The organism is Bradyrhizobium sp. P5_C11_2, from assembly GCF_054049755.1.
Genome location: NZ_JBFULT010000228.1, coordinates 1 through 11,122, shown reverse-complemented (window position 1 = coordinate 11,122; position 11,122 = coordinate 1). Strand labels below are relative to the sequence as shown.

Annotated in this window: 11 protein-coding genes and 2 tRNA genes; 6 read left to right on the top strand and 7 right to left on the bottom strand. The window is 64.5% G+C overall.

Going from position 1 to position 11,122, the window contains the following annotated elements; translation table 11 throughout:
• Window positions 1–67, bottom strand: a tRNA-Tyr gene (locus tag ACXJL8_RS21120).
• 217 nt (window positions 68–284) lie between these two features.
• Between ACXJL8_RS21120 and rlmB the strand changes: the two genes are divergently transcribed.
• The gene (gene rlmB, locus ACXJL8_RS21115; RefSeq protein WP_456685509.1) at window positions 285–1,115 is read left to right on the top strand and encodes a 23S rRNA (guanosine(2251)-2'-O)-methyltransferase RlmB; all 831 of its coding nucleotides are present in this window, start codon (window positions 285–287) and stop codon (window positions 1,113–1,115) included.
• A gap of 62 nt (window positions 1,116–1,177) precedes the next feature.
• Here the strand turns inward: rlmB and ACXJL8_RS21110 are convergent, their stop codons facing one another.
• Together ACXJL8_RS21110 and ACXJL8_RS21105 are read right to left on the bottom strand one after the other, a co-directional pair.
• Window positions 1,178–1,714, bottom strand: a complete 537-nt coding sequence (locus tag ACXJL8_RS21110) for a hypothetical protein (protein WP_456624394.1) — start codon at window positions 1,712–1,714, stop codon at window positions 1,178–1,180.
• A gap of 43 nt (window positions 1,715–1,757) precedes the next feature.
• Complete coding sequence (locus ACXJL8_RS21105; protein WP_456624393.1) at window positions 1,758–2,243, bottom strand: hypothetical protein; 486 nt, start codon at window positions 2,241–2,243, stop codon at window positions 1,758–1,760.
• Between the two features lie 307 nt (window positions 2,244–2,550).
• On the opposite strand from ACXJL8_RS21105, the gene ACXJL8_RS21100 reads away from it, so the two are divergent.
• From ACXJL8_RS21100 to ACXJL8_RS21080, 5 genes are all read left to right on the top strand, one after another.
• The gene (locus ACXJL8_RS21100; protein ID WP_456685508.1) at window positions 2,551–3,021 is read left to right on the top strand and encodes a hypothetical protein; all 471 of its coding nucleotides are present in this window, start codon (window positions 2,551–2,553) and stop codon (window positions 3,019–3,021) included.
• Between the two features lie 160 nt (window positions 3,022–3,181).
• Window positions 3,182–3,256 (top strand) — tRNA-Thr (locus ACXJL8_RS21095).
• A 348-nt stretch (window positions 3,257–3,604) separates the two neighbouring features.
• Entirely contained in the window at window positions 3,605–3,850 is a 246-nt protein-coding gene (locus tag ACXJL8_RS21090; RefSeq protein WP_456685507.1) for a hypothetical protein, read from the top strand.
• Window positions 3,851–5,059: 1,209 nt separating this feature from the next.
• Window positions 5,060–5,491 (top strand): hypothetical protein, encoded by a 432-nt coding sequence (locus ACXJL8_RS21085; protein WP_456624093.1) that lies wholly within the window; start codon window positions 5,060–5,062, stop codon window positions 5,489–5,491.
• A complete protein-coding gene (locus tag ACXJL8_RS21080; protein WP_456624094.1) occupies window positions 5,488–5,628 on the top strand; it encodes an LPXTG cell wall anchor domain-containing protein in 141 nt (46 codons plus the stop codon). Before ACXJL8_RS21085 ends, ACXJL8_RS21080 begins: the two co-directional genes overlap by 4 nt.
• A 109-nt stretch (window positions 5,629–5,737) precedes the next feature.
• On the opposite strand, the gene ACXJL8_RS21075 is transcribed toward ACXJL8_RS21080, so the two are convergent.
• From ACXJL8_RS21075 to ACXJL8_RS21060, 4 genes are all read right to left on the bottom strand, one after another.
• Window positions 5,738–6,151, bottom strand: a complete 414-nt coding sequence (locus tag ACXJL8_RS21075; protein ID WP_456624095.1) for a GFA family protein — start codon at window positions 6,149–6,151, stop codon at window positions 5,738–5,740.
• 1,028 nt (window positions 6,152–7,179) lie between these two features.
• A complete protein-coding gene (locus tag ACXJL8_RS21070) occupies window positions 7,180–9,018 on the bottom strand; it encodes an outer membrane protein assembly factor BamB family protein (protein ID WP_456624096.1) in 1,839 nt (612 codons plus the stop codon).
• 102 nt (window positions 9,019–9,120) lie between these two features.
• Window positions 9,121–9,834, bottom strand: coding sequence for a class I SAM-dependent methyltransferase (locus ACXJL8_RS21065; RefSeq protein ID WP_456624097.1), 714 nt, complete (start codon window positions 9,832–9,834; stop codon window positions 9,121–9,123).
• A 258-nt stretch (window positions 9,835–10,092) separates the two neighbouring features.
• The coding region (locus tag ACXJL8_RS21060) for a methyl-accepting chemotaxis protein (protein WP_456685506.1) at window positions 10,093–11,122 on the bottom strand (1,030 nt) is incomplete at its 5' end.

The following is an 11,122-nucleotide window of genomic DNA, read 5'->3' as shown; positions in this document are numbered from 1 at the left end:
GGCAGGACTCGAACCTGCGAAGCCATGAGGCGGCTGATTTACAGTCAGCTCCCTTTGCCACTCGGGACACTCCCCCGCTCGACGGCAGCACAATCGGGCCGGACCTTTGCCGGCGGACCGAAGACGGCCATGGAACGTGAAGGCCGCGACAGCCCGGATGGGGGCGCGACCGGGCGCGGTTATGGGCGAAGCGGTGGGGTAAAGTCAACCGAGGCGAACAGCTAAAATGGCCCCCGGTCGCACCCAAATTGCCATATTCGGGGACCCGTGACACAAGCGAGCCCATGAAGGATCGAAAATTCATCCCCAGGGGCCCGCGTGGCGGGACTAAGCCCTTCAACAGACCGGGAAAATCGGCTGGTCGGCCAGCCTGGCGCGACCGCGATTCGGCCCCCGACGGGCCCGTCATCCTCTATGGCTGGCACACCGTCACCATGGCCCTCGCAAACCCTGCGCGGCGGATCCGCAAGCTGACCCTGACCGAGAACGCCGCCCGCCGCCTGGCGGACGAAAACATCGAAACCCGCATCGCGCCCGAGATCGTCCGGCCGCAGGACATCGATCGCCTGCTCTCGCCCGACGCCGTGCACCAGGGCCTGCTCGCGGAGGCCGATCCCCTGCCCTCGCCCGACATCGAGACCCTGGAGCAGGAGGGCATGGTGCTGGTGCTCGACCAGATCACCGATCCCCACAATGTCGGCGCCATCCTGCGCTCCGCCGCCGCCTTTGCGGTGAAGGCGATCGTCACCACCGCGCGCCACAGTCCGGAAGCGACCGGCGTGCTGGCGAAAGCCGCCTCAGGCGCGCTCGAGCTGGTGCCGATGATCACCGTGCAAAATCTCGCCCGCGCGCTGACCACGCTGAACGAAAGCGGTTTCCAGACCGTCGGGCTCGACAGCGAGGGCAGCGCGGATTTGAGCGAGGTCGTGCTGCGCGAGCCGCTCGCGCTGGTGCTCGGCGCCGAGGGCAAGGGTCTGCGGCAATTGACGCGCGAAACCTGCAGCGTGGTGGCGCGGCTCGACATGCCCGGCGAGATCAAGAGCCTCAACGTGTCGAACRCCGCCGTGCTCTCGCTGTACGTTGGCGCGAGCCGTCTTGGGTTGATGAAGCGGTAGCGAAACAAAACGCCCGTCCGCATCACGCGGACGGGCGTCTCTCATTTCAACCGATCAAACGATCAGTAATAGCGGCGCAGCACCCGGTGGCCGCCGTAATAGTACGGCGCAGCGCGACGGGCGTAGCCGTAGCGGGGACCGTAGCCGTAATGCACGCGCGGCAGATAGCCGTGGCGCGGGCCATAGCCGTAGCGGTACGGACGATAATAGGGCCGGCGATAGGGATAGGCGGCCGGCGCTTCGACCGCGGCGGCACGATAGCCATAGCCGTTGCCGTAGCCATAACCACGGCCGTAGCCGTAATTGGCGGGCGCGACGACTGCGTCTTCACGATAGGTCGGGTACGGCGCGAAGGCGCCGGGGCCGGTGTAGGTCGGGCCCTGGTTGACGTAGTAATACTGAGTGGCCGGCTCGGCGAGGTGCTCAAAGCCCCAACCGCCATAACCCGGGCCATAACCCCAGCTACCGCAACCCGTGTTGCAGCCGCTGTAGACCGGCGCCACTGGCGCGCACGTGCTGAAGCCGCAAGCCGCGGCCGGCGCGGCCCCGACGAACATCACGGCAGCCGCCGCGACCAGTCCCGAAATCATCTGACGCATTACTCTCTCCTGTTGATTTCTGTTTGTTGGATTTTGACGTTTCTTAACCGGGCGGTCTGCCGGGCCCCTCGGCCCGTGGTCGCCGCCGATGGTGCGGTGGATTGGCATTGATCTCCGGTGCAAAGATCACCGGCGGCGGATTGACGGGAATGTCCATCTGCGGCGGCAGCGGCATCGACTGCGCGCCCCAGGTTTGGTGATAGCTCTCGGCCGGCTGCGGCAATTTGCGGTTCGCGGGCGGCTCGACTTCGAGGCGGCCGTAACCCGGCCGCAAGCCCAGGGTCGGATAATAATGGCCGACATCGGAAGGCTGCCGCTCGGCGATGTAGCGCCCGCCATAGATCGTGGGCTGCACCTGGACGTTCTTCCCCAGGCCCCAGACACCCTCGACGACGGTGTAGGACGCATCGATGTTGTTGATGATGATGGGCACGCCGGGGCGGCCGGGAACGACGATATCGAAACCGCCGCCGGCAAGCGCCGCCGTCGGCAGTCCGATCAGAAAGGCTGCGAGCGCCAGAGCGCGCATGGCGGGATCCCGGTTGTTCCGGAACACAACCTATCCGATCGCGACGCAGAGAGGGTTAAGGCCGATTGACCAATTTCCGGTAAGCCTAACACGTAAGGATTGACTGCCGCTCAAATGCGGCAAAGCGCACTAGCGAAGCGTTAACGGGCAGCAGATCATCGCCGCGCACCGATGCGCGCAGGGTTGCGTGGCGCAAGATGCACATCCTGGGCGGGCTCACGTCGATGTGACTTCGCATCCGAGAAAACGCGGAACGACTGCCGGACGTCGCACTTAGCACAGGTCTCAACCACATGGAGCAAATGCCATGACAAGCCTGAAGCTTGTTGGCTTGGCCGCCATCGTTGCGTCCACGCTGGCAACACCGGCCTTCGCGCAAACGTTGACCGACAATTCGGCCCGCTGCACCGGGCCCTTCCAGGATCCCAATTGCCAGAATCTCGGCGCCGGCAATCCCACCACCGACCGCGGCTATCGCCGCCGGCACATGRCCCGGCAAGTGAATTCGAATGATGGAACACAATCGGGCTTCTGGCCGGTGGATACTGCGGGCGCGGTTGCAGGCGCCGCTGTCGGCACCGCGGCAGCCGTTGCCTCGGCGCCGTTCCGCAGCTGGGACAACTCATACGCCTATGACAATTCCGGCGGCTACAACGGCGCCCGTGGCGAAATGGGTTGGTATGGCAACTGGGATACCTACGCGGCTCGCAACGGCATCGTTTGCCGACCCGGTAGCTGGGTCAAGGGCGAGGACGGCCGCCAGCACATCTGCCAATAAGGCGACATAAGTCGAGCGAGACAGATCAGGCGGCCTTGGGTCGCCTGATTCATATCCGCGATGGTCGCGGGTTCTGGCACTTTCCAACCAAGTCTGGTATTGCGGCGCGCGGGCGCAGATGTCCCGGCGCATGCCGGCCCCTGCCCCGCTTTCCAGCGTCGCCGGCTTAGCTCAGCGGTAGAGCAGCGGTTTTGTAAACCGAAGGTCGGGGGTTCAATCCCCTCAGCCGGCACCACGAAATTGCCGGTAATCATAGGGTTTTCTGCGGAATTCGAGGGCCGGAAACCGCGGCCAAAACGGAAACGAATAGCGGTCGCGGCAGGCTCATAAAACAGGCACAGCTGTTCCGGAGACGTTCTCGCGGCATAACCCCCGAGGCCATCACCATCAAAAGGCACGAAGCCGTCCCCGGCACCGGCAGCTACGAAGTCCGCTTCGCCGATGGCCGGCCGAGCGTCTATTTCTATTGGGATGACCTGCCAAGTCGGCGCCTGCGGCCGCATCTGTTGACCAGCGAACAAGCGCGTCTCAAGGCGCAGGAGCTCGCCCGCACCGAGCGCGACAAGGTGAGCGCAGGCACCGCATGAAGAAGCACGTTGAGGCACGCCCCTACGCCGATCCGGAAGCCGCGGCCCGCAAGCTCGTTCAACTCGCCGCCGGCGTCGAGCCGGTCCAGGAYGGCCGCATCCAYATYGAGAAGATCAACGCGCMGTTCCTGTTCRCGCTCGGCGGCAAGGGCAGCKAGTTCGGCGCCGGCATCCGKCATGCTGTCGAGAAGGGCTGGCTCGAGCTGCACGWGAGCGGGACCGGACCTATGTGCGGCTGCTGACGCCCGGCGAGAGTCTRMTCGGTCAGTAGATCAGCGTAAGGGAYAGCCACGCMGCGAGGAAYGTGCAGAGRCMAATTCCAAGGTAGGGCAAAGCAAGGCGCATCGGGTTTCCCTCCGAGACGCAAAATATGTTTAAGCTTCGCATGCGACCCGGCCGAACGCTACGAATCTGGAGTTGCAGTTGCATTGCAACCACGCGCACCGGCGCGCGCTGGACGGGATCGCTACTTCTCTTCGTCTCTCGCCAGCGCGTCAAGTCTCTCCAGTTGACCAGCTAATCCCGTAAAGCTCCTGGCGATGTTTCTGAGCATAAAGGCTCGGCCTTCGGAAATATCGGACTTTGAAGACAGCGCTTTGTAGTGATGTGCAAGCTCCTTGCATCTGGCCGACGTAATCATCCGCGCTCCATGATCAACGTCAAATTGTTGAAGATATCTGCACAACCTCTGGAATTGCAACTTTTTCCCGATTGGGCTGGGGATGAGAAATAAGCGAGCGACCGGTTTCGTTCCCGCCCATCCAACCAAAGGAGGGCCGTTGTGAATCACATTTCCTGACCATCCTCGCACGACAAGGGCCGCTGCTTTGAGACAGCGGCCCTACCGGGTTTCAATAAATCCGAGATGAAAGGTACCAGCCCCGGCACAGATGATGCTCCGTTGCGACGAAGGTTCCTGCACCTACATATGTGAATCGCTTGGCCCGTTTTTGGAACGACCCCGGACATCCCGGGGCTGGAGCCGGACGCTACGGGGTCGCCCGGCGCACCACTCAAGGCGGCACGCCTGATTTTATATATCGTCTTCTCCGAAATTCAGGCGCGATAACAAATGATAAGATTTCTGGATTAAATTTACCGCGGACAGCAGCACCCGGCCGCTGCACTTCGGCTTCCCGATTGACATTTGATAATACGGGAACTTTCGGCAATCGCGACGCTGGATCGTCGTCGACGCGGAACCTTCGCCGTCGACACGCTTTTGAGACTTGCCTGTCTTTGGAGGCCGCTGGTGAACTGCGTTCTCAGCTTGCCACTCAGGACTGCCGGTCATGGTTGAAGAAGGAAAGCCGTGCGGCAGGCGCTTGGCAAGCCATCGGTGCAATGCCCGTTGCGGTGATTATGTATCCCGACTGAAGGCTAATCCCATCGGTTGCTCGATTACAAGTTGCGGTGATAAATTCTCACTCTCTCACGAGCCGGGGAGCGAGATGACCAAACCGGCGCGCGCGACGACTGATCTTAGCTTGCGCACCATCCTGCTCGTTGCCGCGGCGGCCTATTCAGTCTGGACGCCGTTCTATTTTCTCTGGCCTAGAGCACCGCCGGAAATCCTGCCGCCAGGAGAGCGCGTCGAGCCGATCAGCATGACGGGCCGGAGTGACGAAAAGGGCCACATTGTCCGCTTTTATGGATACAGGCAGAGCCAGGCAGACCTCGAAGATCGGCGACCACTTGCCGTCTATGAAGGCACGATGCCGTTGCCCCAGGGATATTACGAGTTCGAGCCGGTTAACCCAAAAAGCAAGTGGCGCGTTGTGAAGTTCAAGGCCAGCGATGGAAGCGACCCTAGAGAGAACGGCCGCCGCTACTACGCTGTTTTACCGAAGCCTGATTTCCGCCAAGTCGGGGTTCCTAGATGAGTGACATCTACAGCTTGCTTGTAGTGATCGCGGCCCTTGCGGTCCTTGTCATCGGCGCGGTGCTCGTGTTCAGAAGGCGCCGCATCCAAAATGGCTACGACGAGATTCGGAAGCATTTCGGCAAAGACTGGAGTTGACGCGCGTCAGCCGGTGAAGGACGCGCCGCTGAAGCAGGAAACCACCAGGATCACGGCCGAGGAGACCCGTGCCACCAATCCGAATCCACCAGCTTCTGACGCGCGACTCTCAGCTCGAATTCTTCGGCACGCTGCTTTGCCGGAAGCGCTCAGCGCCAGCGATCTCCACCCAGGCATGCTTCGACTGTTCGAAAACCGATCTGATCGGCGCGGGGTAATTTGGGTCCGCGATGGCGCCGACGGCAACGCCGATCATCGCCGGCAGGTTGTCGGCTTTCCAATAGACCGTCGAGCCGCAGTCGGGACAGAAATAGCTGCGGACCTTGCCGCCGCTTGCAGCTGTCCGAACGTACTCCTTCGGCGCTCCTGAGATCGTGACGGCGTCAGCCGAGTAGAAAGCACCGACGCCGAACGGCGCGCCCGTTCGGCGCTGGCAGTCGATGCAGTGGCAGGCCGCGACCAGCCTGGACGGTCCCGAAAGCGAAAGCGCAACAGCGCCGCAACTGCATCTGGCATCGATCATCGTAAACACTCCTTTGTTCAGCCGATCGTCCGCGAGGTGCGGCCGATCCGGGCGGGTGTCGCTTCGTTCACCCGGGCTACAATTCCTTGCGCTGCCCGACGGGCAAAACACGCAAGCGCTGGGTCAACCGTTTCGCACCAAAATATTCGCCTTTACAGAATTTCTGATTTGTCGCATTCTTCCGCCATCCTGATCCGGCGAAAGGGGCGGTCGTACGTCGTCACGAGCCGTGGATCGGGCTGCGGTGGACGCGAGCGGCGGCGTCGCGGATGCAAGTGGCAGGGCGGGGCAGTGGATTGAGCCGAACCCCGTGAGCACCTTGCAAGCCGCGTTGTACGGACGGCGCTCAAATCCTGCGAAGCCTTCGGGCGAAGGACGCTCTGGGGCGAAGCAGGAGAAGCTTGCGTACGGCGAAACCGTGTGGTCCTGGCCGTCGTTGCTACGGTCAAGTCTTGCGGAGATGCGGCGAGCCCGACCGGGCAGACTGCATCGCCAATTCGCGAGGCGACGGAGGCAAGAAGGAACTCGTCTCCGGGGAGAGCGCGGCATAGGCCGTCAAACCACTGCGCAGGGAAGGCCGGACGTCTCGGCTGCCCTGTGTCTCCCCTGTGCATTGCGCGTGCAATGCTTTTAGCACGGGGGCTTTGCGGGTGCCAGCCGGCGCCCGGTCTTCCCTGCGCCCTTTCTTCGGACGGGTGTGACGAGAAGCGCAAAGCTCGGGCGAAACGCGCCGCGAGAATGCGAAGCCGTGTCGGCTGTTTGAAGATGTGAAGTCGGTGCCCAAGCAACAACTTCTCACCGTCACCCTGAGGTGCGCGCCCAGCGGCGCGATTGCGCCGATGGCCAAGCCTCGAAGGGCGACGGCCCGGCTGCATCAGCTCGGCCGTTCATCCTTCGAGGCTCCTCGTGCACTGCTGCGCATTGCACGCCTCGCACCTCCAGCGACAACGGCTTCGCCGTTGCGCGGGGATGACGGGTTCAGCCCTGCCGCAATTGCGATACATCTTCCCGACCTCAGCGCGCCTCCCTCACTCCTTCCCCACCTCGAACGCCAGCAGCACGTTGCCGGCCACCCCGCTCCACTGGCCGTAGCCGGAATTGGTGTAGAGCATGCCGCCGGCGATGACTGGCCCTGGGCCGTCGATCGCACCGCCATGGGCGGGGACGCCGTTTACGGCGATATAGTCCCGCGCGGTGTCGAACTCCCACAACAGCTTGCCGTCGGCGGCGGCGTAGGCGCGCAGGAAGCCGCTGACACTGCCCGAGAACACGACGCCCGGGATCACGCTGACTGCGGCCGAGAGCGCGGGACTGCATTGCGGACGATCGCCGCAGGCGACCGGCGGCACTTCCATCGCGATTTTTCCGCTGGCGAGATCGAGCCCGAACAGGCCGCCGCCCTGCGTGGAGTCGAGACGCCGTGTGCCGTCGCGCAGGAAGCGCACGTCGGAATTCGCGACATAGATACGGTCCTGATCGGCCGCCGAGCCCCATTCGCTGCCGCCGAGCGCACCGCCCTTCCCGATCCGCGTCTGCCACAGGATTTTGCCGCCGTCGTCCGGATCGAGCGCGTGGACGACGCCGGACTTTTGCGCGATGGCGAGGACGCGCTTGCCATCGCGCAAGGTGACAAGGATCGGCGACTGTCCGAAATCATGATCCGGTCCGTGGTCCTCCGGGCAATTGGTCTTGTCCGCGCCGTAGCACGCCACGACATAGGCATCCTTCCGCGTCGCCTGCTGCTTCCACAACAGCTTGCCGGTCGCCAGATCGAGCGCGAGGATCGCGTCGCTGGTTTCGGACGGCGGGTTCGAATAGGAATTGCTGGTCGCGACATAAATCGCGTTTCGCTGCGCATCGATCGTCGGCGCCGACCAGATCGCAGCACCCGACGGACCGTAGAGCTGCGCCCCCCTGGCATTCTTGCCGGTCTGATGCGGCACTTCGGGGATCGTATAAGCCTGCCACGCCGGCTTGCCGGTCGCAGCCTCCAGCGCCACCACGCTGCCGCGGAAGGTGCAGCATTCGTAATTCGGTTGCGAGCCGGCGGCCTCCTCGAGCGAGGACACCGGCACATAGAGTACGCCGGAATGCAGCACCGGCGCGCCGGTGATGCGCGCCGCCGCGTGCTCCTCGACCTTCGTTTTCCAGATCAGCGCGCCGCTCAGCGCATTCACCGCATAGGCGTTGGCGCGAAGATCGCCGAAGAAGACCGCGAACTGATCGCTGCCGGGAAGCGGCGCCACCGTGATCGCGGCGCGGACCGCCGCATCGGTCGTGAAGGTCCAGAGCGTGCAGCCGCTTCGGGCATCGAGCGCATGTACCTTGCGATCGGTGCCGCCGATGAACAACAGGCCGCCCACGATCGTCGGCGGCGCAAACGACACCGAGGCGCCGGGAAATGCGTAGGCCCATTTCAGCCGCAGGCGCGGCACCTGGTCGGCGGACAGGCCTGCCATCTCGGCCGGCTGGAAGCGGCTGTTGTTGAGATCGACGCCCCACCCGTTCCAATGCGGACCATCGAGCGGCTGCGGAAAGCCGCTGACTTGCTGCGTGCAGCCGCCCTGCGCATCGGCCGCGGCAGCGCCGGTCGCGGTCTTGCCGGTGACGAAGGCTGCAATGGCCCGGCGCTCGTCGTCGCTGCGCGCCTTCGCCATCGCCGCCATGCTGCCGGAGGTCAGCGTCCCCAGCACATGATCGAACGACATCGCCTGCATGGCACCGCGGCCCGGCACACGGCTCTGCGCATCGCCGGCATCGTGGCATTGCGCGCAATGGCTTGCGTAGAGCGCGGCGCCGTCTTGCTGCGCCTTCGCCGAGGCGCAGCAGCAGATCAACATGGCGACTGCGATGACGCTCAGCTTCATGACGGCCTCCGGCCTTGTAACCGTGACACGGGATCGCTTCACACAACCCAGAGTGTATCGCGAAGGCAATCGCCGAGGCAACGGAGGTCGCGCTGGCGCCTGTCACCCAGGCTTTGCAATGCGACCGCCATCGGGCAATTCGTCCAGCCGCCAAAGCCCGAGGCTCTTGTCGCGCCAGCCGCCGGCGCCCTCCTCGCAACGTTCGTTGATCAGCGCGCGCGGCGCCGGCCAGCCGAAGGGCGGCCGCTCCATGTTCAGCGCGCGCCAGTCGCCGTCCTCGCAATCCTGATTGTTGTCCCAATCGGGAAAGGTCGTGACCAGCAGGAAGCGCGCGCCGCTGCCGCGAAAGCGGGCGACGGCGCGATCAATATTGGCAAAACTCAGATGCACGAGGCAGTCCCGGCACAGGATCATGTCGGCAGCCGGCAGCGCATCGCGCGTGATGTCCGCAACCAGGAAGCGGCCGGACAGTTCGCCGCGCGCCGCACGTTCAATGTTGGTCGCGATCAGCGACGGCACGATGTCAATGCCGGTGTAGTCGACATCGAGCCTCATACGGCCGATCCAGCCCGCGTCGCCGCAGGGCGCATCGAGCAGCGAGCGCACGCCGAGCCGCAGCAACAGCGGCGCAAGCGCCTCCCGGATCGCGGCGGTGGCGCCGTCCTCCGAGCCGAGGCCCGAGACCGAGGTCGCCGCGCCCCAAAGGTTCGTCCGCTCGATCCGGTCGAACCGCGCGGCGAGATCGAGGCCGGCAAAATTCTCGCGGTCGGCCACGAACCGGTCATGGGCGAGCACGGGAGGACGATTGGGGATCATCGGACAAGACTCGCATCGAAATTCCGTCGCATGCGCACTATACTCGGGGCGCGCTCCGTCCGAAATCGTCTGCAAGCGAACCCGTTCGCCTCACCCGTCGCGTTTCAATCCTATGCGTCCCACCACCAGCCGAGAGAAGGCCCGGATCGTCGCCGGCGCGGCCACGGCGGTCGTCATGACGGCCGCACTGCTCGCGCTCGCGCTGGGTTTCCTGCTGGCGCGATAGGACGCGCGGCGGACCGTTGCCGCCGCGCAGGCTCAGGCCGCGCGCACCGTCTGGAGGAATTTTCCGACTTCGTCCTTCAACCGGTTGCTGTCGGTCGCCAGCATCTTCGCGGTCGAGAGCACCTGCGAGGAGGCCGAGCCGGTCTCGGCGGCACCGCGCTGCACGTCGGTGATGTTGGTGGAGACCTGCTGGGTACCGTGGGCCGCCTGCTGCACGTTGCGGGCGATCTCCTGGGTCGCGGCGCCCTGCTCCTCGACGGCCGCGGCGATGGTCGAGGACACCTCCGACAACCGCTCGATCGTCGCGGAGATGTCCCGGATGGCGCTCACCGACTCCTGGGTCGCGGTCTGGATGCCGGAAATCTGCTGGCTGATCTCGCCGGTGGCTTTCGCGGTCTGCTCGGCCAGCGTCTTCACCTCGGAGGCCACCACCGCAAAGCCACGGCCGGCTTCGCCGGCACGCGCCGCCTCGATCGTGGCGTTGAGCGCCAGCAGGTTGGTCTGGCCGGCAATGGTGTTGATCAGCTCGACGACGTCGCCGATCCGCGTCGCCGCGATCGAGAGCTCGCTGACCCGCTCGGTCGTGGTGCGGGCCTGGTTGACGGCCTCGCTTGCCATCCGCGCGGATTCCTGCACCTGCCGGCTGATCTCGGTGACCGAGGAGGACAGCTCTTCCGTGGCGGTCGCGACCGATTGCACATTGCCGGTCGCTTCGCCCGATGCGGCCACGACGACCGAGGTCAGCTCCTGGGCGCGATGCGCGGTGGTTGCAAGCGTGGAGGACGATGCTTCGAGTTCGGTGGATGCGGATCCCACCGTTTCGATGATCTCGCCCACCGCCCGTTCGAAGCCGTCGGCGAGATTGATCATGTCGCGGCGGCGCTGCTCGGCGGCGTGACGCTCGGCTTCAGCCTGCGCCGCCTTGAGCCGTTCCACCTCGAGCGCGTTTGTCTTGAACACCTCGACCGTCTGGGCCATGTCGCCGATCTCGTCGCGGCGGCCCTTCTCGGGCACCTCGGTCTCGAGGTCGTTGTGGGCGAGGCCCTCCATCGCGAGCTTGAGC

What these genes read in the sequence shown, in the direction of transcription:
- ACXJL8_RS21110 (WP_456624394.1), bottom strand. Translation starts at nt 1,714, where the DNA reads ATGCGTCAGATGATTTCGGGACTGGTCGCGGCGGCTGCCGTGATGTTC.
- ACXJL8_RS21105 (WP_456624393.1), bottom strand. Translation starts at nt 2,243, where the DNA reads ATGCGCGCTCTGGCGCTCGCAGCCTTTCTGATCGGACTGCCGACGGCG.
- ACXJL8_RS21085 (WP_456624093.1), top strand. Translation starts at nt 5,060, where the DNA reads ATGACCAAACCGGCGCGCGCGACGACTGATCTTAGCTTGCGCACCATC.
- ACXJL8_RS21080 (WP_456624094.1), top strand. Translation starts at nt 5,488, where the DNA reads ATGAGTGACATCTACAGCTTGCTTGTAGTGATCGCGGCCCTTGCGGTC.
- ACXJL8_RS21075 (WP_456624095.1), bottom strand. Translation starts at nt 6,151, where the DNA reads ATGATCGATGCCAGATGCAGTTGCGGCGCTGTTGCGCTTTCGCTTTCG.
- ACXJL8_RS21070 (WP_456624096.1), bottom strand. Translation starts at nt 9,018, where the DNA reads ATGAAGCTGAGCGTCATCGCAGTCGCCATGTTGATCTGCTGCTGCGCC.
- ACXJL8_RS21065 (WP_456624097.1), bottom strand. Translation starts at nt 9,834, where the DNA reads ATGATCCCCAATCGTCCTCCCGTGCTCGCCCATGACCGGTTCGTGGCC.